General features: G+C 69.9%; 20 protein-coding genes and 2 tRNA genes. 8 read left to right on the forward strand and 14 right to left on the reverse strand.

From position 1 onward, the window contains the following. From ACWGJY_RS09020 to ACWGJY_RS09030, 3 genes are all read right to left on the reverse strand, one after another. Positions 1-366, reverse strand: a complete 366-nt coding sequence (locus tag ACWGJY_RS09020; RefSeq protein ID WP_453260113.1) for a DUF4233 domain-containing protein — start codon at positions 364-366, stop codon at positions 1-3. Positions 367-368: 2 nt separating this feature from the next. Continuing rightward, positions 369-1,883, reverse strand: a complete 1,515-nt coding sequence (gene folC / locus ACWGJY_RS09025; RefSeq protein ID WP_453260114.1) for a bifunctional tetrahydrofolate synthase/dihydrofolate synthase — start codon at positions 1,881-1,883, stop codon at positions 369-371. A gap of 134 nt (positions 1,884-2,017) precedes the next feature. Then, positions 2,018-3,472: a peptidoglycan D,D-transpeptidase FtsI family protein gene (locus ACWGJY_RS09030; protein WP_453260115.1), complete on the reverse strand. Its 1,455-nt coding sequence runs from the start codon at positions 3,470-3,472 to the stop codon at positions 2,018-2,020. Positions 3,473-3,702: 230 nt separating this feature from the next. On the opposite strand from ACWGJY_RS09030, the gene ACWGJY_RS09035 reads away from it, so the two are divergent. Further along, positions 3,703-4,917 (forward strand): hypothetical protein, encoded by a 1,215-nt coding sequence (locus ACWGJY_RS09035; protein ID WP_453260138.1) that lies wholly within the window; start codon positions 3,703-3,705, stop codon positions 4,915-4,917. Here ACWGJY_RS09035 and ACWGJY_RS09040 read toward each other — a convergent pair. Then, the gene (locus ACWGJY_RS09040) at positions 4,883-7,531 is read right to left on the reverse strand and encodes a valine--tRNA ligase (RefSeq protein ID WP_453260116.1); all 2,649 of its coding nucleotides are present in this window, start codon (positions 7,529-7,531) and stop codon (positions 4,883-4,885) included. The genes ACWGJY_RS09035 and ACWGJY_RS09040 overlap by 35 nt on opposite strands. A gap of 163 nt (positions 7,532-7,694) precedes the next feature. On the opposite strand from ACWGJY_RS09040, the gene ACWGJY_RS09045 reads away from it, so the two are divergent. After that, positions 7,695-8,642 carry a hypothetical protein gene (locus ACWGJY_RS09045; protein ID WP_453260117.1) on the forward strand — a complete coding sequence of 316 codons (948 nt, stop codon included), beginning with the start codon at positions 7,695-7,697 and terminating at the stop codon, positions 8,640-8,642. Between the two features lie 155 nt (positions 8,643-8,797). Here the strand turns inward: ACWGJY_RS09045 and clpX are convergent, their stop codons facing one another. The 5 genes from clpX to ACWGJY_RS09070 form a co-directional block, all read right to left on the reverse strand. Then, positions 8,798-10,081: an ATP-dependent Clp protease ATP-binding subunit ClpX gene (gene clpX, locus ACWGJY_RS09050; protein ID WP_453260118.1), complete on the reverse strand. Its 1,284-nt coding sequence runs from the start codon at positions 10,079-10,081 to the stop codon at positions 8,798-8,800. A 169-nt stretch (positions 10,082-10,250) separates the two neighbouring features. Next, entirely contained in the window at positions 10,251-10,961 is a 711-nt protein-coding gene (locus ACWGJY_RS09055) for an ATP-dependent Clp protease proteolytic subunit (RefSeq protein ID WP_453260119.1), read from the reverse strand. Positions 10,962-11,014: 53 nt separating this feature from the next. Then, positions 11,015-11,617, reverse strand: a complete 603-nt coding sequence (locus tag ACWGJY_RS09060) for an ATP-dependent Clp protease proteolytic subunit (RefSeq protein WP_030283915.1) — start codon at positions 11,615-11,617, stop codon at positions 11,015-11,017. A 295-nt stretch (positions 11,618-11,912) separates the two neighbouring features. Further along, a complete protein-coding gene (gene tig / locus ACWGJY_RS09065) occupies positions 11,913-13,337 on the reverse strand; it encodes a trigger factor (RefSeq protein WP_453260120.1) in 1,425 nt (474 codons plus the stop codon). Positions 13,338-13,570: 233 nt separating this feature from the next. After that, positions 13,571-13,647, reverse strand: a tRNA-Pro gene (locus ACWGJY_RS09070). A gap of 182 nt (positions 13,648-13,829) precedes the next feature. Here ACWGJY_RS09070 and ACWGJY_RS09075 point away from each other — a divergent pair. Both ACWGJY_RS09075 and ACWGJY_RS09080 read left to right on the forward strand, forming a co-directional pair. Further along, positions 13,830-13,900, forward strand: a tRNA-Gly gene (locus ACWGJY_RS09075). Between the two features lie 112 nt (positions 13,901-14,012). Beyond that, entirely contained in the window at positions 14,013-14,399 is a 387-nt protein-coding gene (locus ACWGJY_RS09080) for an arsenate reductase family protein (protein WP_453260121.1), read from the forward strand. A gap of 43 nt (positions 14,400-14,442) precedes the next feature. Here the strand turns inward: ACWGJY_RS09080 and ACWGJY_RS09085 are convergent, their stop codons facing one another. After that, complete coding sequence (locus ACWGJY_RS09085; RefSeq protein ID WP_453260122.1) at positions 14,443-14,637, reverse strand: hypothetical protein; 195 nt, start codon at positions 14,635-14,637, stop codon at positions 14,443-14,445. 598 nt (positions 14,638-15,235) lie between these two features. Here ACWGJY_RS09085 and ACWGJY_RS09090 point away from each other — a divergent pair. Then, positions 15,236-16,396, forward strand: a complete 1,161-nt coding sequence (locus ACWGJY_RS09090; RefSeq protein WP_453260123.1) for an acyltransferase family protein — start codon at positions 15,236-15,238, stop codon at positions 16,394-16,396. 48 nt (positions 16,397-16,444) lie between these two features. Here the strand turns inward: ACWGJY_RS09090 and ACWGJY_RS09095 are convergent, their stop codons facing one another. The 3 genes from ACWGJY_RS09095 to ACWGJY_RS09105 all read right to left on the reverse strand — a co-directional run bounded on the left by ACWGJY_RS09095 (position 16,445) and on the right by ACWGJY_RS09105 (position 19,281). Continuing rightward, positions 16,445-17,590 carry a PP2C family protein-serine/threonine phosphatase gene (locus ACWGJY_RS09095; protein ID WP_453260124.1) on the reverse strand — a complete coding sequence of 382 codons (1,146 nt, stop codon included), beginning with the start codon at positions 17,588-17,590 and terminating at the stop codon, positions 16,445-16,447. Between the two features lie 235 nt (positions 17,591-17,825). Continuing rightward, complete coding sequence (locus ACWGJY_RS09100) at positions 17,826-18,722, reverse strand: Fpg/Nei family DNA glycosylase (protein ID WP_453260125.1); 897 nt, start codon at positions 18,720-18,722, stop codon at positions 17,826-17,828. A gap of 70 nt (positions 18,723-18,792) precedes the next feature. Further along, entirely contained in the window at positions 18,793-19,281 is a 489-nt protein-coding gene (locus ACWGJY_RS09105) for a ribose-5-phosphate isomerase (RefSeq protein ID WP_453260126.1), read from the reverse strand. Positions 19,282-19,492: 211 nt separating this feature from the next. On the opposite strand from ACWGJY_RS09105, the gene ACWGJY_RS09110 reads away from it, so the two are divergent. Beyond that, positions 19,493-21,007, forward strand: a complete 1,515-nt coding sequence (locus ACWGJY_RS09110; protein ID WP_453260127.1) for an amino acid permease — start codon at positions 19,493-19,495, stop codon at positions 21,005-21,007. A gap of 75 nt (positions 21,008-21,082) precedes the next feature. Here the strand turns inward: ACWGJY_RS09110 and ACWGJY_RS09115 are convergent, their stop codons facing one another. Further along, positions 21,083-21,715, reverse strand: a complete 633-nt coding sequence (locus tag ACWGJY_RS09115) for a biotin transporter BioY (RefSeq protein ID WP_453260128.1) — start codon at positions 21,713-21,715, stop codon at positions 21,083-21,085. A gap of 325 nt (positions 21,716-22,040) precedes the next feature. On the opposite strand from ACWGJY_RS09115, the gene ACWGJY_RS09120 reads away from it, so the two are divergent. Together ACWGJY_RS09120 and ACWGJY_RS09125 are read left to right on the forward strand one after the other, a co-directional pair. Then, a complete protein-coding gene (locus ACWGJY_RS09120; protein WP_453260129.1) occupies positions 22,041-23,489 on the forward strand; it encodes an amino acid permease in 1,449 nt (482 codons plus the stop codon). 362 nt (positions 23,490-23,851) lie between these two features. Continuing rightward, a complete protein-coding gene (locus ACWGJY_RS09125; RefSeq protein ID WP_453260130.1) occupies positions 23,852-25,288 on the forward strand; it encodes an amino acid permease in 1,437 nt (478 codons plus the stop codon). Positions 25,289-25,332 lie beyond the last annotated feature (44 nt).

Genomic DNA, 25,332 nt, shown 5'->3' on the forward strand with positions numbered 1-25,332 from the left:
CTACGACGGGCTCCGGGCCGGCTCCCCCGGCGCCTCGGCCTGCGCCGCCCAACGGGCCTTCGCCGCATCGATCTTGCGGCCGAAATGGACCGACGCCCACCACAGGGCCGCGAAGACCACACCGAGGAAGAACATCGTCGGGACCACGAATCCGCCGGCGATCAGGGCGAACTGCAGCGCCCAGCCGAGCTGGACACCACCCGGACGGGTCAGCATCCCGCACAGCAGGATGCTCAGCAGCATCGCGATCCCGCTGACCGTCCAGATCGTGGCCGCCGGCAGTCCGGTCATCTGCATCGCGACCAGGCCGGCGAAGCCGATCACGAAGAATTCACCGATCAGGGTGCTCGCACACAGCGTGCGCATGGTCAGCTCCTCCCCATCAGCAGCCGGGCCTCGCCGACCGTGATCACCGAACCGGTCACCAGCACACCGGCCCCGGAGAACTCGCCCTCTTCCTCGGCGAGGGTGATCGCCGCCTCCAGGGCGTCGTCGAGCCGCGGCTCGACCTGGACCCGCTCGGCGCCGAAGACCTCGACGGCGACGGCCGCCAGCTCATCCGGATCCATCGCACGATGGCTCGAATTACGGGTCACCACGACCTCGGCGAAGATCGGCTCGAACGCCTCCAGGAAGCCGCGTACGTCCTTGTCCGCGCTGGCGCCGACGACGCCCACCAGCCGGCTGAACCCGAACGCCTCGGTGACCGCCTCGGCCGCCGCCTGCGCACCCGCCGGGTTGTGCGCCGCGTCCAGCACGACCGTCGGGCTGCGCCGCACGACCTCCATCCGGCCGGGCGAGCTGACGGCGGCGAAGGCGGAGCGGATGGTGTCGATGTCCAGCGTGCGGGCGTGGTCCGAGCCGACGCCGAAGAACGCCTCGACCGCGGCGAGCGCCACCGCGGCGTTGTGCGCCTGATGGGCGCCGTAGAGCGGAAGGAAGATCTCGGGATATTCGCCGCCCAGCCCGCGCAGCGCCAGCATCTGCCCGCCGACCGCGACCTCGCGGCTGAGCACCCCGAACTCCATGCCCTCACGGGCGACCGTGGCATCCACCTCGACCGCGCGCTTGAGCATCACCGACGCCGCGTCGACCGGCTGCTGGGCCAGCACGACCGTGGCGTCCTTCTTGATGATCCCGGACTTCTCACCGGCGATCTGCTCGGGCGTCTCCCCCAGCCGGTCGGTGTGGTCCAGCGCGATCGGCGTGATCACGGCGACATCGCCGTCGATGACGTTCGTCGCGTCCCAGGTGCCGCCCATGCCGACCTCGACGACCGCGACGTCCACAGGGCTGTCCGCGAAGGCGGCGTACGCCATCGCCGTCAGCACCTCGAAGAACGACAGGCGGTACTCCTGCTGGGCGTCGACCATCTCCACATACGGGGCGATGTCGCGGTAGGTCTCGATGAACTGCTCGGCGGAGATCGGAGCGGCGTCCAGGCTGATCCGCTCGGTGATCGACTGGACATGCGGGCTGGTGTAGCGGCCGGTGCGCAGATCGAAGGCGGACAGCAGGGACTCGATCATGCGGGCGGTGCTGGTCTTGCCGTTGGTGCCGGTGATGTGGATGGACGGATAGGCCCGCTGCGGCTCGCCCAGGATGTCCAGCAGGGCCACGATGCGCTGCACGGACGGGTCGAGCTTGGTCTCGCCCCAGCGGCCGGCCAGCTCCTCCTCGACGGCGCGCAGCGCACGGTCGACCTCGGGATCGGCCGGACGGGCGGGAACCCCGTCCCCCTGCGGCGGCCCGGCCTGGGCGCGCAGGGTCCGGCTGCCGGCCTCGATCAGGGCAAGATCGGGGTCACGGTCGGTCTCCGCCTCGACCATGTCGTCGAAGGCTTCGTTGGGGTCGGGGTCGTCGTTCTGGGGGCGCTCGCTCACGCCGACCAGTCTACGAGGCACCTGTGACAGCGGTGCGCTGCGCTGCCCTGTCCCGCTACCGCGCCGACTCCCGGGGGCCGGCCGCCGCGCGACCGGCCCCCGGCCCCGGCCCGTACGCCACAGCCGCCCCTCGGCTACGGCAGTGCGGCCTTCATCATGGCCCGCGCGATCGGGGCGGCCAGCCCGTTGCCGGAGACCTCGTTGCGGGCGGCATGCCCGTCCTCGACCATCACGGCCACCGCGACCTTGTGTCCCTTGCCGTCCTGGGCGTAGGAGACGAACCAGGCGTAGGGCGTACCGCTGTTGTCGACGCCGTGCTGGGCGGTGCCCGTCTTGCCCCCGACGGTCAGTCCGCCGATCTTCGCGCCGGACCCGGTGCCCTTGTCCACGACCGTCTGCATCGCCGACTGGAGCTGCCGGGCCGTGCGTGCCGACATGGCCGGGCCGCCGCCGTATGTCGTGGGGCCGAAGTCCTGGACGGTGTTGCCGCCGCCGTCGGTCAGCTTGTCGACCAGCTGCGGGGTCTTCAGCTCGCCGCCGTTCGCGATGGCCGAGGAGACCATGGCCATCTGCAGCGGGGTCGCCTGGTCGTTGAACTGGCCGATCCCGGACAGCGCGGTCTGTGCCTCGTCCATGTCGGAGGGGTAGAGGCTCTTGCCCGCCCGTACCGGGGTGTCCACCTTGCCGTCGTTGAACCCGAACTTCTCGGCCTGCGCCTTCACCTTGTCCTTGCCCAGGTCGACGGCCATCTTCGCGAAGACGGTGTTGCAGGAGTACTGGAGCGCGGTGCGGATGTTGGCGTTCTTGCAGGGCGCGGAGGCGTTCTCGTTGGTGAGCTTGGTGCGGGTGTGCGGCAGGGTGTACGGGTCGGGGCTGTGGGTGGGCTCGTCCACCGAGGAGTACAGGCCGTTCTCCAGCGCGGCCGCGGCGACCACCAGCTTGAAGGTGGAGCCGGGCGGCAGCGGCTGCCGCAGCGCCCGGTTGACCTCGGGGTGGTCCGGGTCGTCGGACAGCTTCTTCCAGGCCTGCTGGTCGGAGCCGTCGGAGCCGGCGAACTTCCCCGGGTCGTACGACGGGGTGCTGACCATGCCCAGGATCCGGCCCGTGGCCGGGTCCATGGCGACGGCGGCGCCCTTCTTGCCGTCCAGCGCCCGGTAGCCGGCCTGCTGCACCTTGGCGTCGATGGTGGTGGCCACGTCGCCGCCCTTGGCCCGGGTGCGGGTCAGCGCGTCGGCGGGGCTCTGCAGCCGGCTGTCGGAACCGTCGAGGAGGTCGCCATAGAGGCTCTCCAGCTGGTTGCTGCCGTAGATCTGCGAGGTGAAGCCGGTGACCGGGGCATACTGCGGGCCGTCCTTGTAGGTCCGCTTGTACTTGTATGTGGAGGAGGTGGCGGCCGAGCCGGTCACCGGCTCCCCGTCGACGAGGATGTTGCCCATCGGCGCCGCGTACTTGCCGATCGCCACCCGCGGATTGTGCGGGTCCTCCTTGTAGTCACTAGCCTTTGCGCCCTGAATCCAGGTGACCCAGCCCATCAGCGCGACAATGAGGGCCAGGCAGAAGATCGAGACCCGGCGCAGGGGCTTGTTCATGGGGCGCGGCTCCTCGCTGGTGGACGTACGGTTTGCCGGAACTCGGCAATCCGTTCCACGGTGCCTCGGCTTCATGAGAGCGCCATGAGAACGACCGGATCGGCCGGCCGGGACAACTTTCTGCCGTCTTTCACCCTCTTCGACGGCGGGCTGTGTACGCCCCCGGTGATCACCAAAGCAGTGCACGGGAAGGCAGGAGCTGAGCAAGGGTGCCGGCAATCAGTCAGCGGATGCATTTGATACTGCTCACCGCATGGACGGTGCTGTGGTTCATCGTCGTCGAGCCGCACGGCGGTTTCTCCTGGCACTATCTGCGCACCGGCGGCGAACTGATCTACCAGGGCACCACGGGCGACGGCTCCGGCGGGCTGAACCTCTACGCGCACCACCCCGAGCTCCAGATGGGCCCGCTCAGCTTTCTGACGGCCGGCCTCTTCAACCCCTTCCCCGAGGCCACCGGACAGTTCCTGGCCGCGGCCCTGATGTCGCTGCTCGGCCTGGTCATCGTGGTGCTGGCCGGCCGCAGCGCCGCCCACCACTTCCTGGGCACCGGCACCAACCACCAGCGGCTGCGCCAGCGCGTCCTGATCGCCGGGCTGGCCTTCATCCCCATGTGGATCGAGGTCGGGGTCCGCTTCGGGCATCTCGACGATGTCCTCGCGCTGTTCTTCACCGCCCTCGCGGTACGTGCCGTCACCCGCGGCAATGCCGCGCTCACCGGCGCCTGCCTGGCCCTGGCCATGGACTCCAAGCCCACCGCGCTGGCCTTCGTCCCCCTGCTGCTCGCCCTGCCGAGGGAGAAGTGGCTGCGTGCCGGACTGTGGTGCGCGGGTCTGCTGGCGGTCGCCTGGCTGCCGTTCTTCATCGGCGACTCGCAGTCCTTCGCCGCGGCGAAATTCGCCATTCCCAACCATCCGGCGTCCGCGCTGCGCTGGCTGGGCGTGGGCGACCCGAAGACCCCGGGCTGGGACCGCCCCGCCCAGGCCGCCCTCGGCCTGGCCCTGGGGGCGATCGCCGTCTGGCGCGGCCGCTGGGCGGCGGTGGTGCTGCTGGGCGCCAACGCCCGCATCGTCCTCGACCCCAGCGTCTACACGTACTACACCGCGTCGGTGCTGCTCGGCACCCTGCTGTGGGACGTCATCGGGCAGCGCCGGCTGGTCCCCTGGTGGAGCTGGCTGGCCCTGCTCACCCTCTACGGCAGCGTCTTCGCGGTCCCCGACGATGCCGCCCGGGGCCTGATCCGTCTGGCGTTCGTGGCCGTCTCGACGGCGTATGTCCTGCTCTGGCCGGTACGCGAACGGGGCCGGCGGGGGCAGGGACGGCGCAGGCCCCCCGCCCGTACGGACGAGGGGCCTGCCTACGAGGGTCCCGGCCGCGGCCCGGATCCCGGACCGCGGACCGCTCCCGCGCCTACGCCTTGGGCAGGGCCGCCAGCTGCGCGGTGATCCGGACGATGTCGGCCTCCGCGGCCGCCAGCCGGCCGCGGATCTTGTCCACGACCTGCTCCGGCGCCTTGGCGAGGAACGCCTCGTTGCCGAGCTTGCCGGTGGCCTGCGCCTTCTCCTTCTCCGCAGCACCGAGGTCCTTGGTCAGCCGCTTGCGCTCGGCCTCGACGTCGATGACGCCGGACAGGTCCAGCGCGACCGTCGCACCCGCGACCGGCAGCGACGCGGTCGCGCTGAAGCCGTCACCGGCCGGCTGCAGCCGCAGCAGTGAGCGCATCGCGGCCTCGTGCGCGGCCAGTGCCGTGCCGCCCAGCTCCAGCTGCGCCGGAACCTTCTGGCCGGGCTGCAGCCCCTGGTCGGAGCGGAAGCGCCGGACCTCGGTGACGACCTGCTGAACGGTCTCGATCTCCCGCTCGGCGGCCGCGTCCCGGAATCCGCCCGGGGCATCGGCCCCAGGAACGGCCACAGCGGCCGGCCACTCGGCGATGACGACCGACTCACGGCCGGTCAGCGTCGTCCACAGGGTCTCGGTGACGAACGGCACGACCGGGTGCAGCAGCCGCAGCGTGACGTCCAGCACCTCGCCCAGCACCCGGCGCGAGACCTCGGCGGCCGGGCCGCCCGCCATGAACGTGGTCTTGGACAGCTCGACGTACCAGTCGAAGACCTCGTCCCACGCGAAGTGGAAGAGGGTGTCCGACAGCTTCGCGAACTGGTAGTCGTCGTAGTACGCATCGACCTCGGCGACGACCGAGTTCAGCCGGGACAGGATCCACCGGTCGGTCGCCGACAGCTGCTCGGCGGGCGGGAGTCCACCCTCCACCGTCGCGCCGTTCATCAGCGCGAAGCGGGTCGCGTTCCAGATCTTGTTGGCGAAGTTGCGGGACCCCTGGACCCAGTCCTCACCGATCGGGACGTCGACACCCGGGTTCGCCCCGCGCGCCAGCGTGAACCGGACGGCGTCCGAGCCGTAGGCGTCCATCCAGTCCAGTGGATTGACCGCGTTCCCGAAGGACTTGGACATCTTCTTGCCGAACTGGTCACGGACCATGCCGTGCAGCGCGATGGTGTGGAACGGCGGGGTGCCGTCCATCGCGTACAGCCCGAACATCATCATCCGGGCGACCCAGAAGAAGAGGATGTCGTAGCCGGTGACCAGGACGGAGTTCGGGTAGAACTTCTCGACGCCGGGGGTCTGCTCGGGCCAGCCGAGCGTGGAGAACGGCCACAGCCCGGAGGAGAACCAGGTGTCCAGGACGTCGGTGTCCTGCGTCCAGCCCTCGCCGGTGGGCGCCTCGTCGTCCGGTCCGACGCAGACGACCTCGCCGTTCGGCCCGTACCAGACGGGGATCCGGTGGCCCCACCACAGCTGCCGCGAGATGCACCAGTCGTGGAGGTTGTCGACCCAGCCGAAGTAGCGGGACTCCATCTCCTTGGGGTGGATCTTGACCTTGCCCTCGCGGACCGCGTCGCCCGCGGACTTCGCCAGCGGGCCGACCTTGACCCACCACTGCATCGACAGCCGCGGCTCGATGGTGGTCTTGCAGCGCGAGCAGTGGCCGACGGAGTGGGTGTACGGGCGCTTCTCGGCGACGATCCGGCCCTCGGCGCGCAGCGCACCGACGATCGCGGAACGGGCCTCGAAGCGGTCCAGGCCCTGGAAGGGGCCGTGCGCCGTGATGACGCCGCGCTCGTCGAGGACGGCGAGGTTGGGCAGGTCGTGCCGGCGCCCGATCTCGAAGTCGTTGGGGTCGTGGGCCGGGGTGACCTTGACCGCGCCGGTGCCGAACTCCGGGTCGACGTGCTCGTCGGCGACGACCGGGATCCGGCGGCCGGTCAGCGGCAACTCGATCTCGGTGCCGACGAGATGGCCGTAGCGCGCGTCCCCCGGGTGGACCGCGACCGCGGTATCACCCAGCATGGTCTCGGCCCGCGTCGTCGCGACGACGATCGAGGCGTCGCCCTCGCCGTAGCGGATGGAGACCAGCTCGCCCTCGTCGTCCTGGTACTCCACCTCGATGTCCGAGATGGCGGTCAGACAGCGCGGGCACCAGTTGATGATGCGCTCGGCGCGGTAGATCAACTCGTCTTCGTAGAGCCGCTTGAAGATCGTCTGGACGGACCGGGACAGGCCCTCGTCCATGGTGAAGCGCTCCCGCGACCAGGCGACACCGTCGCCGAGCCGGCGCATCTGGCCGGAGATCTGCCCGCCGGACTCGTTCTTCCACTGCCAGACCCGCTCGACGAACGCCTCGCGGCCCAGGTCGTGCCGGGAGACGCCCTCCTTGGCGAGTTCACGCTCGACGACGTTCTGGGTGGCGATACCCGCGTGGTCCATACCCGGCTGCCACAGGGTCTCGTAGCCCTGCATGCGCTTGCGGCGGGTGAGCGCGTCGATCAGCGTGTGCTCGAAGGCGTGCCCCAGGTGCAGGGAGCCGGTGACGTTCGGCGGCGGAATGACGATGGTGTAGGGCGGCTTGTCGCTCTTCTCGTCCGCCTCGAAGTAACCCCGCTCTACCCAGCGCTCGTACAGCGGCCCCTCTACATCGGCCGGCGTGTACTGAGTCGGCAGTTCGGGGGCGCTGTGGTTGCTCTGCTGAGTGTTCTCGGTCACGACGGACAGTGTACGGGCGCGGATGTCGCAGCTTCGAATCGGTTTCGCCCCCGGGGCACCGGCTGCCGGCGGCGTCATACAGGATGTCGGCAGCGCATAAGCAGCACAGAACTTCACACGCAGAACTTCAACTGTTTTCAGTTGTCACGAGGGGAACCGCTCCATGAGCTTCAACCAGCCGCCTCCCGGCCCGTACGGCCAGCAGCCACCGCAGCCGGGCCCGTACGGCCCGCCGCAGCAGCCGCCGGCCCCGCAGCCGGGATACGGCTACCCGCAGCAGGGCGGCCAGGTGCCCCCGCAGGGCTACGGCTACCCGCAGCAGGCGCCCCCTCAGCAGGGCTACGGCTACCCCCAGGGCGGCCTGCCCGGCTACGGCCAGCAGGCTCCCTACGGCGGCCAGCAGACCCCCTACGGCACGATCCCCCAGGGCCCCCCGGAGACCGGCGGCAACGGCAAGAAGATCGGCCTGGTCATCGGAGCGGTCGCGGTCGTCGCGGCGATCGGCGTGGGGGCGTACTTCGCCTTCGGATCGGGCGGGGAGGTGAAGCCCTACACGATCTCGTTGCCGAGCACGCTGTTGAACGGGCAGTTCGAGAAGGCACAGCGCCCCGGCAGCTCGGGGGGCGTCGAGGACTTCACCAACGACAAGGAAGCCAAGGCGCTGGGCATCACGAACGCCAAGGGCCTCAGCTCCGGTTACAAGAGCGCGGATGGGCTGCAGCTGACGGTCAGCGGCGTGTACGGCAACGTCGCCGACCCTGACGGAACCGTGGGGCAGGTATTCGCCAAGGTGGACGACGGCCAGAAGAAGGCCTTCACCGACAAAGGCGCCAAGATCGAGGACGTCACCCCGACGACCACGTACTCGCCGAGTGACTTCGACGGCTCGGTGATGAAGTGCAGGACCCAGAAAATCACGCTCTCGCAGGGTGGTGTGACGGTACCCGTCACCGCCTCCACCTGTGTCTGGGGCGACAGCAGCGCCATCGGCGTCGTCCAGGTCGCGTCCGCACCGTCCCCCACCGGTGGCACCACCGCCACGACGCCCGGCGCGGAGGAACTTTCCGAGAAGACCGCCAAGATCCGCAACGAGGTCCGCAAGGAGAAGTAGCGGTCCGCAAGGAGAAGTAGCGGTCCGCAAGGAGAAGTAGCGGTCCCGCCGTCCGGTCCGCGCCGCCCGGCCGGTCACCACCGGTGGCCACGCTCATACGAGAGCCGCCCGGAAGCCTTTGCTGCCGGGCGGCTCTCGTGTCGCGTCTCAGGCGCCTACGCGCTCTTCTCCTGCGGCTCCCCCGACTCGCCGCGTGTGCGCGGTACCAGGGTCGGGTTCACGTTCGAGTGGACGACGTCCTCGGTGATGACGACGCGGGCGACGTCCTTGCGGGACGGGATCTCGTACATCACCGCCTGGAGGACTTCCTCCATGATGGCGCGCAGCCCGCGGGCGCCGGTGCCGCGCAGGATCGCCTGGTCGGCGATGGCCTCCAGCGCCGGGCGGTCGAAGTCCAGCTCGACGCCGTCGAGTTCGAAGAGGCGCTTGTACTGCTTGACGAGCGCGTTGCGCGGCTCGACCAGGATCTGCAGCAGGGCCTCGCGGTCGAGGTTGTGGACCGAGGTGAGGACGGGGAGGCGGCCGATGAACTCCGGGATCATCCCGAACTTCACCAGGTCCTCCGGCATGACGTCCTGGAGCTGGTCCTTGGACTCGATCTCCCGCTTGGAGCGGATCGTGGCGCCGAAGCCGATGCCCTTGGCGCCGGACCGGGACTCGATGATCTTCTCCAGGCCGGCGAAGGCACCGCCGACGATGAAGAGGACGTTGGTGGTGTCGATCTGGATGAATTCCTGGTGGGGGTGCTTGCGGCCGCCCTGGGGCGGGACGGAAGCGGTGGTGCCTTCCAGGATCTTCAGCAGCGCCTGCTGGACGCCCTCGCCGGAGACATCGCGGGTGATCGACGGGTTCTCGCTCTTCCGGGCGACCTTGTCGATCTCGTCGATGTAGATGATGCCGGTCTCGGCCTTCTTGATGTCGAAGTCCGCGGCCTGGATCAGCTTGAGGAGGATGTTCTCGACGTCCTCGCCGACATAGCCGGCCTCCGTGAGCGCCGTGGCGTCGGCGAACGCGAAGGGGACGTTGAGCATCCGGGCGAGGGTCTGCGCGAGCAGCGTCTTGCCAGAGCCGGTGGGGCCGAGCAGCAGGATGTTCGACTTGGCGAGCTCGATGCCCTCGTCACCGCGGCCGGGGGCGTTCTCGCCCGCCTGCACCCGCTTGTAGTGGTTGTAGACGGCGACCGAGAGCGCCTTCTTGGCGGGATCCTGGCCGACGACATAGCCGTTCAGGAACTCGTAGATCTCCCGCGGTTTGGGGAGCTCCTCCCACCGCACCTCGGAGGTCTCGGCGAGCTCCTCCTCGATGATTTCGTTGCAGAGGTCGATGCACTCGTCGCAGATGTACACACCAGGTCCCGCGATGAGCTTCTTCACCTGCTTCTGACTCTTTCCGCAGAATGAGCACTTGAGCAGGTCGCCGCCGTCACCGATGCGTGCCACGAGGTGCTTCCCCTTCGCCTGGGATCCGCATTGTTCCGCGGACCCGGGTGCTTGCCTATCGACGGTACCTTGCCGGGCCCCCCGTACGGGCCCCCCTTGGACCGACTCGGTTCACTCGATCCCGGTCCGGTCCAAGGGGGCAACGCTCCGGCTCACTTCGCGAAGATCGCTAGCCGATCGAGACGGACGACTTCCGCGTCGAGACGATCTGGTCGACCAGACCGTACGCCAGGGACTCCTCGGCCGTCAGGATCTTGTCACGCTCGATATCGTCACGGATCTTCTCGATCGGCGTGGAGGAGTGCTTGGCCAGCAGGTCCTCCAGCTGCGAGCGCATCCGCAGGATCTCGTTGGCGGCGATCTCCAGGTCGGAGACCTGGCCGCGGCCGGTCTCGCTGTACGGCTGGTGGATCAGCACCCGGGCGTTCGGCAGCGCCATCCGCTTGCCGGGGGTGCCGGCGGCGAGCAGCACGGCCGCGGCGGAGGCCGCCTGGCCCATGCAGACCGTCTGGATGTCCGGCTTCACGAACTGCATCGTGTCGTAGATGGCCGTGAGCGCCGTGAAGGAGCCGCCGGGGCTGTTGATGTAGATCGAGATGTCCCGGTCCGGGTCCATCGACTCCAGGCACAGCAGCTGCGCCATGACGTCGTTGGCCGAGGCGTCGTCGATCTGCACGCCGAGGAAGATCACGCGCTCCTCGAACAGCTTCGCGTACGGGTCGTACTCGCGCACGCCCTGCGAGGTGCGCTCGACGAAGCGCGGGATGATGTAGCGAGCCTCGGCCTGTGGGCCGGAGAACTGCGAGCGCGGGCCGGAAAACTCGGACTCGGCGCCCTGGGAGAGGCCGCTGCCGGGGTAGTTGTTCATCGTGGTGTTCACCGTCCTGGTGGCGATCAAGTGGGCTGGGGGCTGTAGGGCGAGTGGTACGGGGCTCAGGCCCCGGTGCCGCCCCCGCCCGGAACGCCGGCGGCGGAGGTCATCACATCGTCGATCAGGCCGTACTCCTTGGCCTCATCGGCGGAGAACCAGCGGTCGCGGTCGGAGTCCTGGGTGATCCGCTCGACGGTCTGACCGGTGTGGAAGGCCGTCAGCTCTGCCATCCGCTTCTTGGTGTGCAGCAGCCGCTCGGCGTGGATCTTGATGTCCGACGCGGAACCGGCCAGGCCCGCGGAGGGCTGGTGGATGAGGATCTCGGCGTTCGGCAGCGCGAAGCGCTTGCCGGGGGTGCCGGCGCTCAGCAGGAACTGGCCCATGGAGGCGGCGAGGCCCATCGCGATCGTCACCACGTCGTTCTTGATGTACTGCATGGTGTCGTAGATCGCCAAGCCGGCCGAGATCGAGCCGCCCGGGGAGTTGATGTAGAGGAAGATGTCCTTGTCCGGGTCCGCGGCGAGGAGAAGCAGCTGCGCGGTGATCTTGTTGGCGATGTCGTCGTCGACCGGCTGGCCGAGGAAGATGATCCGCTCGCCGAGCAGCCGGTTGTAGACCTGGTCGCCGAGGCCACCGAAGGTCGGCTCAGCGGCGGCGGAAGGCATCGGGATCGTCACGTGTCCACCTGCTCGTTGTCGGACGGCTCCAGGCCGTCTCAGCGTCGTCTGCTGGGGCGTGGGGAGGCGGCGCCGTGTGTGGCCCCGGCGCGATTTCAGGGACTCCCCTGCCCTCGTATCTACGGACCCTAACGCGCAGGTCGGACAACGCCATCCCGCATCGATAACTGTTCGCTGTGAGCGCAGGCTCACGGGGCGGTACGACCACGGGCCCGAACACGCGGACGTGCGTGTTCGGGCCCGTGGAACGGAGAGCTGCGCGCAGGCGCGAGGCGGCCGGGGCTCAGACCTCGGGCTGCTCCTCGGTGCCCTCCGCGACCTCGGCGGTCTCGACGGTCTCGGCGACCTCGACGGTCTCGGCGGTCTCGGCGACCTCGACGGTCTCGGCGGTCTCGTCCTCGTCATCGAGCTCGATGACCTCGCCGGTGGTGTCCTTGACCGTGGCGGCCTCGACGACGACCGCGAGGGCCTTGCCGCGGGCGACCTCACCGACGAGCATCGGCACCTGGCCGCCCTCGACGACGGCCTGGGCGAACTGGTCGGGGGACATGCCGGAGGACTGCGCGCGGCGCATGAGGTGCTCGGTGAGCTCCTCCTGGCTGACGTTCAGCTTCTCCTTGTTGACCAGCTCGTCCAGGATGAACTGGGTCTTGATGCCCTTCTCGGCCTGCTCCTTGGTCTCGGCGTCGAACTCCTCCTCGCTCTTGCCCTGGATCTCCAGGTACTTCGCGAGGTCGAGGCCCATCTGGCCGAGCTGGTGGTGCTCCAGGTTGTGCTTGCGGGTCTGGATCTCGTCCGCGAGCAGCTTCTCCGGCATCGGCACCTCGACGAGCTTGAGCAGCTCGTCCAGGACCTTCTCCTGCGCCTGGGTGGCCTGGTCGTACTTCTTCATCTGCTCAAGGCGCTTGCGGCTGTCCGCGCGCAGCTCTTCGAGGGTGTCGAACTCGCTCGCCATCTGCGCGAAGTCGTCGTCCAGCTCGGGGAGTTCACGGGACTTGATCTCGGTGACCTCGACCGTGACCTCGGCCTCCTTGCCCTCGGCGGAGCCGCCCTTGAGCTCGGAGGTGAAGGTGGCGCTGCCGCCGGCCTCCACGCCGGTGACGGCCTCGTCGATGCCGTCGAGAAGCTCGCCGGAGCCGATGGTGTAGGACACGCCCTGGGCGACGCCGTCCTCCAGGACCTCGCCGTCCACCTTGGCCTCGAGGTTCAGCGTCAGGACGTCGCCGTCCTGGGCCGCGCGCTCGACCGGGCTGGTCGTCGCGAAGCGCTCACGCAGCTGCTCGACGGACTTGTCGATGTCCTCGTCCGACACCTCCACGGCGTCGACCTCGACCTCGATGCCGGAGTAGTCCGGGATCTCGAGGGCGGGGCGGATGTCGACCTCGGCGGTGAAGGCCAGCAGCTCGCCGTCCTTCAGCTCGGTGATGTCGACGTCGGGCTGGCCGAGGACGTTCAGCTCACCCTCGTTGACCGCTTCGGTGTAGAACTTCGGGAGCGCGTCGTTGACGGCCTCCTCCAGCACGGCACCGCGGCCGAACCGCTGGTCGATGACCCGGGCCGGGATCTTGCCCTGACGGAAGCCCTTCACCGTGACCTGCTGGTTGATCTTCTTGTACGCCGCGTCGAGGCTGGCCTTGAGCTCCTCGAAGGGCACCTCGACAGTGAGCCGAACCCGAGTCGGGTTCAGGGTCTCCACGGCGCTCTTCACGGTTCGGTCTCCTTGGGGCTGACTTCTGGGGTTCTGCTTGAGATCTGCTGGTACCCGGCTGATCCGGGCCCGGCCGATCACGCCCGGTACACAGACACACGGGCACGCAGCTTGCATAGTAACCGCAAGGAGGATGACGCCCACAACGCGATCTTGAACAGCCGCCGATCCTGCGGCTCCGCGCGGTGGGCAAAGGCTCCGCCCGACGCCTTACTGCCGGGCCGGCTTACTGCTGGTCGGGGTGGCCGGATTCGAACCGACGACCTTCCGCTCCCAAAGCGGACGCGCTACCAAGCTGCGCCACACCCCGTCGGTGCGACACGTAGGGTACATGGCCGCAGGGGGTGCGGCTGCCAGTTATCGGGATGCCCGGCGGGGGCGGCCCTCTGGCGAGGACGACGGCGTGCGCCGTTGGCGGGAAGGGATGTGCGGTGCACCGCCGCGACCCGCTAGGATGCAGTGCGTGCCGAGGTCCTGCGACCTGTGGCGCTTGCGGGCGTAGCTCAATGGTAGAGCCCCAGTCTTCCAAACTGGCTACGCGGGTTCGATTCCCGTCGCCCGCTCGTATGAGGAAACCCCAGTCCGGACGGGCTGGGGTTTTCCGTCGTCCGGAACGGGTCGGCGCATGTCTGCACCCCTTCGCCCCGCGGGCGCGGGGTCAATAAGGTGGCCTGCATGGAGATCTGGCTCAATCCCGCGTGCTCCAAGTGCCGTTCCGCCGTCGAGATCCTCGACGAGGCGGGCGCCCGCTACACCGTGCGCCGCTACCTCGATGACCCGCCGGACGCCGGGGAACTGCGCGGTGTGCTGGCGCGGCTGGGCCTGGAGCCCTGGGACATCACCCGGACCCAGGAGGCCGGGGCGAAGGAGCTGGGCCTCGGGGAGTGGGAGCGCACCGACGCCACGCGGGAGCAGTGGATCGCGGCGCTGGCGGCACACCCCCGGCTGATCCAGCGGCCGATCATCACCGCGGACGACGGCTCGGCGCTGGTGGGACGGAGCGAGGACGCCGTACGCGAGGCGGTGGCGCGGGCCGGGGGCGAGGAGACCTCGCACGGCTGAGTCTCGTGCGACGCCCGCCGCAGGGCCGACGGGCGGCGGACCGCTAGAAGCTGATGTGGTTGATCGTCTCCGCCAGGGAGTTGAGGAACCGGTTGATGGACGGCGCCATGCCCGTGGAGGCAAGGAAGAAGCCGAACATTATGGCGACGAGCGCCGGACCTGCCTTGATCGACTTCCCTCTGATCAGCACGATCAGAATGATCCCCAACAGCAGCACAACTGACAGTGAAAGAGCCACACTGATCACACCCTTGGTCGGAACGCCTCACCGGCCCGGGGGCATGCCGCGCACACCCCCCTGCACCCATCGTGCCACCAACTCCATGCCCACTGCAGGCCGGTGGCGAATCATCGGCCAACGCTTTGCCCGATTCCCGCCGATGGGGACCGCAGGGCCGCGGCAGGGTGACGCGCGGGCGCCCGGGTGACGGCCACCCGGCAAGGGCGGGCGGCCCGCCCCGGGCCGGACCGGCATTCTCCGCGCCTGACACGGTGTCGGGAATTCACTCCGGTCATTCACCCGCGGCCATTCCGGTCATTTCCCGGCCCGGGGGAATTTCCCCTCCGTGGGATCCGTCACCGTCCGTCAGGGCGCCACGAAGGCTTATCAACATTCGGACATAACGGTAAGGTGTGGGACATTACCCCGGAGTCGTTTGCGGGGGTTATGGGGCGACTTGAGGGGATGTTACGGCACAAACTGGACAGGCGTGAGGGGAGCCCTCCGCAGCGATAGCGGATATTATCCGTGCCCCTTCCCCGGTGGCACCCGAGGAAAAGAGGAATGGCCCCGAGGCGGTTTTACGCATTCGCCGGCCGCCGCTATCGTGCCTCAAATGTTTCCCGCTGCCGCGACACCCCGACGCGAACTTCCCCCTCCCCGGGCGGCGGAGGGTACGGACCGGGCGGAGCCCGCGGACCAGCCGTCCGGCGCGGGCACCGCGGCGGCGCCCGCGCCGGAGAACACCGGCCGCAACGCGTTCTTCGACAACGCGAAGTACCTGGCCATCGTGCTGGTGGCGATGGGGCACTCCTGGGAACCGCTGACCGACGGCAGCCGGGCCGCCGAGGCCCTCTACATGACCGTCTACACCTTCCACATGCCGGCCTTCATCATCATTTCCGGCTACTTCTCGCGCAGCTTCGACATGCGCAGGGACCGGCTGCAGCGGCTGGTCACCGGTGTCGCGGTCCCCTATGTCCTCTTCGAGACCGCCTATGCGTTCTTCAAGCGCTGGGCGGACGACGATCCCGGGCACCCCATCAGTCTGCTCGACCCGTGGTTCCTGACGTGGTTCCTGGTGGCCCTGTTCATCTGGCGGCTGACCACCCCGTTGTGGAAGATCGTGCGCTGGCCGATCCCGCTCGCGGTGGCCATTGCCGTCCTCGCGTCCGTCTCGCCCGAAATCGGCGACGATCTGGACCTCCAGCGGGTGCTGCAGTTCCTCCCGTTCTTCGTTCTGGGGCTGTCGCTGCGGCCCGAGCACTTCACGATGGTGCAGCGGCGGGCGGTGCGGATCGCGTCCCTGCCCGTCTTCGCAGGTGCACTGGTGATGGCCTACTGGGCGGCGCCGCGGATGTCCTCGGCGTGGTTCTACCACCGGGACAGCGCCCAGGAGTTGGGCACCACCTGGTGGATCGGCGCGGTCATGACACCCGCCCTCTTCGGCTGCTCGATCGTGATGGTCGCCTGCTTCTTCTCGTGGGTGCCGACGCGGCGGACGTGGTTCACGGTGCTGGGCGCCGGAACGCTGTACGGCTATCTGCTGCACGGTTTCCTGGCCAAGGGCTCGCGGTTCTGGGGCTGGTTCGACGACTACGCCTGGCTGCACTCGCCGCTCGGTGAGATCGCGGTCACGCTGATCGCGGCGGGCATCGTGACGGCCCTGTGCACCCCGCCGGTCCGCAGAGTGTTCCGCTTCGCGATGGAGCCGACGATGGCCTGGGCGTTCCGCAAGGACCCGGCGGACACGGCACGGGCGCGCGTCAGCGCCTGAGTGGCCGCGGGCTCGGCCTGGGCTCCGGCTCGGGCGGTGGCCGGTCCGTCAGGCGTCGCGGCAGATCAGCAGCAGCGCGCGGTCGTCGTTGACGTCCTTGGCGACGGCCTCGATCAGATGCCAGGCGGCCCCGGCGAAACCGCTGGCGACATAGCGGTCGGCCTCGCCGGTGAGCCGGTCGATGCCCTCGGCGATATCGCGGTCGGCGGCCTCGACCAGTCCGTCGGTGAACAGCATCAGGACATCGCCCGGCCGCAGGGTCCCCTTGACCGGGTCGAACTGGGCACCGTCGTAGACGCCGAGCAGCGGCCCCTCCCCCGGCTTCTCCTCCCAACGGCCGCTGCCGGCGCTGAGCTGGAGGGCCGGCAGATGACCCGCGGAGAGCAGCTCGTAGTCGCCGGACTCCAGGTCGAGGACGAGATGGATGGAGGTCGCGAAGCCCTCGTCCCAGTCCTGGCGCAGCAGATAGCCGTTGGCGGCGGGCAGGAAGCCGTGCGGCGGCAGCGAGCCGAGCAGGCCGCCGAAGGCACCGGAGAGCAGCAGGGCGCGGGAGGCCGCGTCCATGCCCTTGCCGGAGACATCGGTCAGCACCACTTCGAGGATGTGGCCGCCGTGGGTGCGGGAGGCCACCACGAAGTCGCCGGAGAACGACTGACCGCCGGCCGGGCGCAGGGCCATTTCATGGTGCCAGCCCTCGGGCAGCGCGGGCAGCTTGCTCTGGACGCGGATCCGTTCGCGCAGGTCGAAGAGCATCGTGCCGCCGCGCCGCCACGGCACCCCGACCCGGCTGCGGAACTGCGCGATCAGCAGCCCGAAGAACCCGACCGCGGCGACGACCAGGACCGTGCCCGGGGTGATCCGGTCGGGGCCTTCGTCGTACGGGCCGAACAGTGCGGCTTCGACGACCAGCGCGGTCGCGGAAGCCCCGTACAGGATCAGCAGGTTGGCCGGCCGCAGCAGCAGTCCGCCGGCGATGACCGGGAGAACCAGGGCCGTCGGGGCCATCCATTCGGACCACCGGAGCGTGCCCGCGGCGATGGCGGGTATGGCGAGGAGGAGGACGGCCAGCGCGAACCGGTCGGAGCCCTCGCCGCGGAAGTAGTCGACGCCGGCCTTGCGCACGCCGACGCGGGCCCGGTGCAGACCTTTGTGCATCCGGGCCGTCAGGGTTTTCGTGCCCTGGCCGCTTGTCATTGCTCTGGGACCTTATCCACCCGTTCGGCGGCGCGTCGATTCGCCGCACGACGCCCTGGCCAATTGCCGGGAAACACCGGTCGAAAAACGGTCGCGCAGCAGGAGAGCGTCCTGCCGGGCACGGGGTGCGGCGAGGGAATTGCGGGCGCTGCGGGACGCCGAAGGGAGCGCTGGTCCGACGCGTCGCCGCCGTCGGCGGGCCGGGTCCGAGGGCCGGTCCGGGCCGGTCCGGTGGTCAGCCGCCGGTGGACGGCTGGCAGTGCGGGCACCAGAAGAGGTTGCGGGCGGCGAGACCGGCGGTGCGGATCTCGCTGCCGCAGAGGTGGCAGCCCTGGTGGGCACGGCGGTAGACGTACACCTCGCCGCCGTGGTCGTCGACCCGCGGCGGGCGGCCCATGGCCTCCGGCAGATGCTCCGGGCGGACGGTATCGATCCGGTTGTGCCGGACGCCCTCGGTCATCAGGAACACCAAGTCGGCCCAGAGGGCGTCCCATTCGGTGCGGGTCAGGTCGCGGCCGGGGCGGTAGGGGTCGATCCGGTGGCGGAAGAGGACCTCGGCGCGGTAGACGTTGCCGACGCCGGCGATGATCTTCTGGTCGAGCAGGAGTGCCGCAATTGTCGTACGGCTGCGGGAGATTCGCTGCCAGGCGCGGGTGCCGTCGTCCCCGGGGCGCAGCGGGTCGGGGCCGAGCCGGTCGTCTATCGCATGCTTTTCGGCGTCGGTGATCAGTGCGCAGGTGGTGGGGCCGCGGAGGTCCGCGTAGCCGGAGGAGTTCGCGAGCCGGAGGCGCACGGTGTCGGTGGGCGGCGGGGCGGGGGCCGTGCCGAAGCCGAGCTTGCCGAACAGCCCGAGGTGCACATGGATCCAGCGATGGGGGTACGCCCTGGACCGATGGGGGTCCCCCTGGTCGGACGGAGATGAGACCGGGGGATCGTCGGAGGTCCTCGGGGGAGGGCCGAAGCCGAGGAAGAGGTGTTTGCCGTGCGCCTCGGCGCAGGTCATGACCTGGCCGTCGACGAGGGCCGCGCCGGCGGCGAACTTGCCCTGCGGGCTGCTCGCCCGCACCCGCCCGCCCTCGAAGCGGGAGCGGTGGTCCAGGGCGAGGCGGTGGATCGTATGCCCCTCGGGCACAGGTGTCCTCCAGTGGGCGCGCCCGCCCGCCCCGGCGGCCGGGGCGGGCGGGCGGCGAAGTGAGCGGTGGTCAGCCCTGCTGCGGGTGGTGGGCGGGGACGGGCGGCAGTTCGCCGGTGGTCTCGTAGGCCGAGAGCATGTCGATACGGCGGGTGTGCCGTGCCTCGCCCGAGTAGGGCGTGCCCAGGAAGACCTCGATGAACTTCGTCGCCTCGGCCTGGGTGTGCATCCGGCCGCCCACGGAGATGACGTTGGCGTTGTTGTGCTCGCGGCCGAGCTTGGCGGTCTCCTCGCTCCAGGCCAGCGCGGCCCGTACGCCCTTGACCTTGTTGGCGGCGATCTGCTCGCCGTTGCCGGAACCGCCGATCACGATGCCGAGGCTGTCCGGGTCGGCGGCGGTCTTCTCCGCGGCGCGCAGACAGAACGGCGGGTAGTCGTCCTGGGCGTCGTAGACGTGGGGACCGCAGTCGACGGGCTCGTGGCCGTGGGCCGTGAGCCACTCGACGAGGTGGTTCTTGAGTTCGAAACCTGCATGGTCGGAGCCGAGGTACACGCGCATGCGATGAGTGTGACACGACCCGTGCCGGGTAGGCGCCGCTGGGTCTTCCCGGGCTGTGCGCACAGAAAGCGACCCCCCGCCTTCCGTACGGAAGCGCAGTGCGCAACCTCCCAGGGTTTCACACAACAATCCAACTTCAGACCTTCCAATCCACGGTTAACGAAGATCTAATGCGGGGGATCCATCCGCGAACCACGAAGGAACGGTGCCCATGGGCGCGCACCCTCCCCCACGCTCTCCAGGAGCAGGGGCCACCCCCACCTCCACAGCGGTCCCCCCCGGCGAACCCCCCAGCGGATCCACCAGTGGGCAGTCGCAGGACGGGCTGCAGGCAGGGCTCAAGAACCGCCATCTGTCGATGATCGCGATCGGCGGTGTCATCGGCGCCGGTCTGTTCGTCGGCTCCGGCGCCGGTATCGCGGCCGCCGGCCCCGGCATCCTGCTCTCCTACGCGCTGACCGGTCTGCTGGTCGTGCTGGTGATGCGGATGCTGGGCGAGATGGCCGCGGCCTCGCCCACGTCCGGTTCGTTCTCCGCGTATGCGGACCGGGCGCTGGGCCGCTGGGCCGGGTTCACGATCGGCTGGCTGTACTGGTTCTTCTGGTCGGTGGTGCTCGCCGTCGAGGCGACCGCGGCCGCCTCGATCCTCACCGGCTGGGTCCCGGCCGTCCCGCAGTGGGCCTGGGCGCTGGTGGTGATGATCGTGCTGACCGGCACGAACCTGGTCTCGGTCGGCTCGTTCGGCGAGTTCGAGTTCTGGTTCGCCGGGATCAAGGTCGTCGCGATCGTCGTCTTCATCGTGGTCGGCGCGCTGGCGATATTCGGGCTGCCGCCGGGCGGCGCCCCGGTCGGCACGGCGAATCTGACCGGGCACGGCGGATTCCTGCCGCACGGTCCCGGGGCGATCCTCTCCGGCATGCTGCTGGTGGTCTTCTCCTTCATGGGCAGCGAGATCGTCACGCTGGCGGCGAGCGAGTCGCCGAACCCGGTGCAGGCCGTGCGCAAGGCCGTCAACAGCGTCATCTGGCGGATCGCGCTCTTCTACATCGGCTCGATCGCGGTGATCGTGACGCTGCTGCCGTGGAACGACCCGGCGGTGGCGAAGAGCCCGTACGTGGCCGTGCTGACGTCGCTGGACATCCCGTACGCGGGCACCGTGATGGATGTCGTGGTGCTGACGGCGGTGCTGTCCTGTCTGAACTCCGGGCTCTACACCGCCTCCCGGATGGCGTTCTCGCTGGGGCAGCGCGGCGATGCGCCGAAGGCGTTCGCCACCGTCAACAAGGGCGGCGTGCCGGCGGTCGCGATCTGGGCCTCGGTCGCCTTCGGCTTCATCGCGACGATCTTCAGCTACACCTCGAAGGACACCATCTTCCAGTTCCTGCTGAATTCCTCGGGCGCGGTGGCGCTGTTCGTGTGGCTGGTCATCTGCTTCTCGCAGCTGCGGATGCGCCGGACCATCGAGCGGGAGATGCCGGAGCGGCTGACGGTGCGGATGTGGCTGTACCCGTGGCTGACGTACGCGACGATCGCACTGATCGTCTTCGTCATCGGCTACATGTTCTACAACCCCGACGGGCGCGAGCAGATGGTGCTGTCGGTGGTCGCGGCCGTGGTGGTACTGGTGGTCGGGCTGGTCCTGGACCGGCGGCGGCCGCGGGAGAGCGCGGTGGCAGCGCCGGAAGGGACTCCGGGCGCCGGAGCCCGGCCCGCCGGCCGGAGCTAGCGGAGCGCAGGACCGGGCCGGGCCCCGCAGTCACCGTTCGGTGCGTGCGGGGCCCGGCAGGCGTACGGCGCGTGCTCAGCCGCGGCGGCCGGCCAGCTTCCAGGCCGTGGGCAGCGCGCCCATGGCCAGCGCGGCCTTGAGGGCGTCGCCGATCAGGAACGGGACGAGTCCGGCGGCGACGGCCTGACCGAAGGACATACCGGTGCTCAGCGCCAGGTAGGGGACGCCGACGGCGTAGATCAGGGCCGTGCCGGCGGCCATGGTGGCGGCGGTGCGCAGCACACCGCGGTCGCCGCCGCGGCGGGCCAGCGCGCCCACGGCGCCGGCCGCGAGCAGCATGCCGACGATGTAGCCGAGGGTGGCCCCGCCGGCGCCCGAGGCACCGCCGGCGAACCACGGCAGGCCCGCGATCCCCGCCAGGGCGTACAGCGCCAGCGACAGCAGACCGCGGCCCGCTCCGAGCGAGGCGCCGACCAGGAGGGCCGCGAAGGTCTGGCCGGTGACCGGGACCGGGGAGCCGGGGACCGGGACGGCTATCTGGGCCGCGATGCCGGTGAGCGCGGCGCCGCCGAGCACCAGCGCGGCGTCACGGACGCGGGCGCGGGAGGCGGTGGCGGCCGGCAGCAGATCGGCGAGGACCTCCCCGAAGCCGGCTGCGCTCGAGCGGGGGGTGCCCCCATCGGGACGGGTGAGAGCGGCAGTGCTCATCAGGACTCCGCGAGGTGAGAGGGATACGGGACGGATGCGATGACGTTAGACCAGCGGACCGCCGGCGATCATCGTGTGGCGGCGACAAAGCCGCACCGGCCCGCTTGGAGAGTTCCGGACAACCGCCAGAATGCCCGGCCCTGCCGAGGCGCGGGGTGTCATCGCAGGTCACGTGATGCTCATCACGGCCCGGACCGCTTCCGGACGCCGGTTTTGTGGTAGCGCGCGGCGTGCGGCGACACTGAGTCCGCCCCGCGCTGACCTGTGGAGTTCCCCCAACCCGCCGACGGCCCCGCCGCTTCGGCCCTTGCGAGAAGACGAGCCCATGCACGACGCACCGACCCACGCCGTCGAGCCCTCCTCCGGGACGGGTGCCGACGGGAAAGAGCCGCTGTCCGCGGGCCTGAAGCAGCGTCATCTGACGATGCTGGGCCTGGGCGGAGTGATCGGCGCGGGGCTGTTCGTGGGCTCCGGCGCGGGCATCGCGGTGGCCGGGCCGGGGATCGTGCTGTCGTATCTGATCGCGGGCACGCTGGCCATGCTGGTCATGCGGATGCTCGGCGAGATGTCGGCGGCGATGCCGGCCTCCGGCGCGTTCTCGGTGCACGCGGAACGGGCACTGGGGCGCTGGGCCGGGTTCAGCGTCGGCTGGCTGTACTGGTTCCTGCTGGTCGTGGTGCTCGCCGTGGAAGCCACCGGCGCGGCGCAGATAGCCGGCGGCTGGGTGCCCGCGGTGCCGCAGTGGGGCTGGGTGCTGATATTCATGATCGTCTTCACCCTCGCCAACCTGGCCGCGGTGAAGAACTTCGGTGAGTTCGAGTTCTGGTTCGCGACCCTGAAGGTCACCGCGATCGTGCTGTTCCTCGTGCTGAGCCTGCTGGCGGTCTTCGGGGTGCTGCCCCACACCGCACCGGTGGGGCTCACAAACCTCACCGGGCAGGGCGGCTTCCTTCCGCACGGCTGGGCCGGGGTGATTTCCGGGGTCCTGGCGGTGGTGTTCGCCTTCGGCGGCCTGGAGGTCGTCACCATCGCCGCGGCGGAGTCGGACGATCCGGTGCGCGCGGTGGGCCGGGCGGTGCGCAGCGCGGTGTGGCGCATCCTCTTCTTCTACGTCGGCTCGATGCTGGTCATCGTGACCCTGCTGCCCTGGTCGTCGATGCAGCCGGGCAAGAGCCCGTACGTCGCGGTGCTGGACAGCATCGGGGTGCCGGGCGCCGGGCAGATCATGAACATCGTGGTGTTCGTGGCGCTGCTCTCCGCGCTGAACGCCAATCTCTACGGCTCGTCGCGGATGATCTTCTCGCTGGCCGAGCGGGGTGAGGCGCCGCGGGCACTGCTGAAGGTGTCGGGAGGGGGGTCCCCCCGCTCGGGCGAAGCCCAGAGTGAGGGAGGGGTGCCGCGCCGTGCCGTGCTCGCCTCGGTGGCCTTCGGGTTCGTCTCCGTCCTGCTGAATCTCAAGTGGCCGGATTCGGTCTTCCTATACATGCTCAACGCGGTCGGCGCGGTGCTGCTGTTCGTCTGGGGCCTGATCGCCGTCTCGCAGCTGCGGCTGCGTCCGCGGATCGCCCGTGAGGCGCCCGGGAAGCTGACCCTGCGGATGTGGGGCTTCCCGTATCTGACCTGGGCGGCGCTGGTGGCGATGGGCGGTGTGCTGGTGCTGATGCTGACCGATGACGCGGCCCGGCCGCAGCTGCTGTGGTCGGCCGGGGCGACCGGGGCGGTGCTGCTCGTCGCGGGCGCACGCGAGCTCCGGGACCGGCGCGCACGCCGCTGAGGCCCGTACGGCCCGCGAGGCATACAAGACCCGCGAGGCTCACAGGACCCGCAGGGCCCACAGGACCCGCAGGGCCCACGAGACGAGGTCACCCCACGTCACAGGTGACGACGGATCGAACACATACGGTCGTGATCGCGTCTGAATACCGAACATTCGCTGCACGACTGTTGCCCTGAGCGGACACCGGCGCTCAAACTGAGCCCGCTTTGCCGAGGACCCCGGAGTTCAGCCGTCGGCAGGCCCTGCGCGATCCGCCGCTCCGGGGGTCCGGGGGCCCGGCAGCGCCGTCGCACCGGTCGCCGCCCCGGGAGAACGCAGTACCGCCTTGCTCCGCTCTCACCTACTGGGACAGGTACGACATGAATCGGACACCCTCGTCCGCCGCACCCGCGCGCGAGCATGGCGACGCGGGCCAGGGCGCCGGCCCCGGCAGCGGCTCCACGCTGTCCAACGGCCTCAAGCAGCGCCATCTCTCGATGATCGCCCTGGGCGGGGTGATCGGCGCGGGACTGTTCGTCGGCTCCCGCGAAGGCATCGCGGCGGCCGGCCCGTCGATCGTGCTCGCCTACGCCGTCTCCGGCGCGCTGGTCATGCTGATCATGCGGATGCTCGGCGAGATGGCCGCCGCCAACCCCGCCTCCGGCTCCTTCTCCGTGCACGCCGAGCGCTCCATAGGCTCCTGGGCCGGGTTCACGGTGGGCTGGATGTTCACCGCGCTGCTGTGTGTGGCGGTGGCCGCCGAGGCGCTGGGCGCCGCGGACGTGATGCTGCAGTGGTTCCCGGGTACCCAGCCGTGGATGTGGGTCCTGCTGTTCATGCTGGTCTTCACCGGAACCAATCTGACCGCGGTCTCCAACTTCGGTGAGTTCGAGTTCTGGTTCGCCGCCCTGAAGGTCGCGGCGATCGGCATCTTCCTGATCCTGGGCCTGCTGGCCATCTTCGGCGTGCTCCCCGGCACCCATGCCCCGGGCACCTCACACCTCACCGGTGACGGCGGCTTCCTGCCCAAGGGCGTCGACGGCCTGATGGTCGGCCTGCTGGCCTCGGTGTTCGCCTACGGCGGCCTGGAGACGGTGACCATCGCGGCCGCCGAGTCCAAGGACCCGGTGCGCGGTGTGGCCCGCGCCGTGCGCACCGCGATGTGGCGGATAGCCCTCTTCTACGTCGGCTCGATGGCCGTCATCGTCACGGTCATCCCCTGGAGCGCCCCCTCCATCGCCAAGAGCGGCCCGTACGTGGCGGTCCTGGACTACCTCAAGATCCCCGCGGCCGGCCAGATCATGAACGCCGTCATCCTGATCGCGCTGCTCTCCGCGGTGAACGCCAACCTCTACGGCTCCTCGCGGATGGCGTACTCCCTCATCTCCCGCGGCCAGGGCCCGGCCTTCCTCGGCAAGGTCACCGGCGGCGTCCCGCGCCGCACCGTGCTGATGTGCTCCGCCTTCGGCTTCCTCGCGGTCGTCCTCAGCTTCCTGTGGCCCACCACGGTCTTCCAGTGGCTGCTGAACATGGTCGGCGCGGCCGTCCTGGTGGTGTGGGGCTTCATCGCCGCCGCCCAGCTGCGGATGCGGCGGCAGCTGGAGCGCGAGGCGCCCGAGAAGCTCGTGGTGAAGATGTGGGCCTTCCCGGTGCTGACCTGGGTGGCGCTGGCGGGCATCGTCGCGGTGCTGCTGCTGATGCTGCGCGACGAGAACCAGCGCATCCAGCTGCTGTTCACCGGCGGCTTCGGCGTGGTCCTGGCCGCGGTCGGGCTCATCCGGCAGCGGTCGCTGGGCAAGGCCGCGGCCGGGAAGTAGCGCTCCCTCACTCCCCCGCAGGCGGGGCGGGACCTCCCTCGGAG

The sequence above is a fragment of the Streptomyces sp. NPDC054765 genome (assembly GCF_053612065.1).

Coding starts and splice junctions, on each gene's coding strand:
- ACWGJY_RS09020 (WP_453260113.1), bottom strand. CDS start 366: ATGCGCACGCTGTGTGCGAGCACCCTGATCGGTGAATTCTTCGTGATC.
- ACWGJY_RS09030 (WP_453260115.1), bottom strand. CDS start 3,472: ATGAACAAGCCCCTGCGCCGGGTCTCGATCTTCTGCCTGGCCCTCATT.
- ACWGJY_RS09035 (WP_453260138.1), top strand. CDS start 3,703: ATGCATTTGATACTGCTCACCGCATGGACGGTGCTGTGGTTCATCGTC.
- ACWGJY_RS09045 (WP_453260117.1), top strand. CDS start 7,695: ATGAGCTTCAACCAGCCGCCTCCCGGCCCGTACGGCCAGCAGCCACCG.
- ACWGJY_RS09060 (WP_030283915.1), bottom strand. CDS start 11,617: ATGCCTTCCGCCGCCGCTGAGCCGACCTTCGGTGGCCTCGGCGACCAG.
- ACWGJY_RS09080 (WP_453260121.1), top strand. CDS start 14,013: ATGGAGATCTGGCTCAATCCCGCGTGCTCCAAGTGCCGTTCCGCCGTC.
- ACWGJY_RS09090 (WP_453260123.1), top strand. CDS start 15,236: ATGTTTCCCGCTGCCGCGACACCCCGACGCGAACTTCCCCCTCCCCGG.
- ACWGJY_RS09095 (WP_453260124.1), bottom strand. CDS start 17,590: ATGACAAGCGGCCAGGGCACGAAAACCCTGACGGCCCGGATGCACAAA.
- ACWGJY_RS09105 (WP_453260126.1), bottom strand. CDS start 19,281: ATGCGCGTGTACCTCGGCTCCGACCATGCAGGTTTCGAACTCAAGAAC.
- ACWGJY_RS09110 (WP_453260127.1), top strand. CDS start 19,493: ATGGGCGCGCACCCTCCCCCACGCTCTCCAGGAGCAGGGGCCACCCCC.
- ACWGJY_RS09115 (WP_453260128.1), bottom strand. CDS start 21,715: ATGAGCACTGCCGCTCTCACCCGTCCCGATGGGGGCACCCCCCGCTCG.
- ACWGJY_RS09120 (WP_453260129.1), top strand. CDS start 22,041: ATGCACGACGCACCGACCCACGCCGTCGAGCCCTCCTCCGGGACGGGT.
- ACWGJY_RS09125 (WP_453260130.1), top strand. CDS start 23,852: ATGAATCGGACACCCTCGTCCGCCGCACCCGCGCGCGAGCATGGCGAC.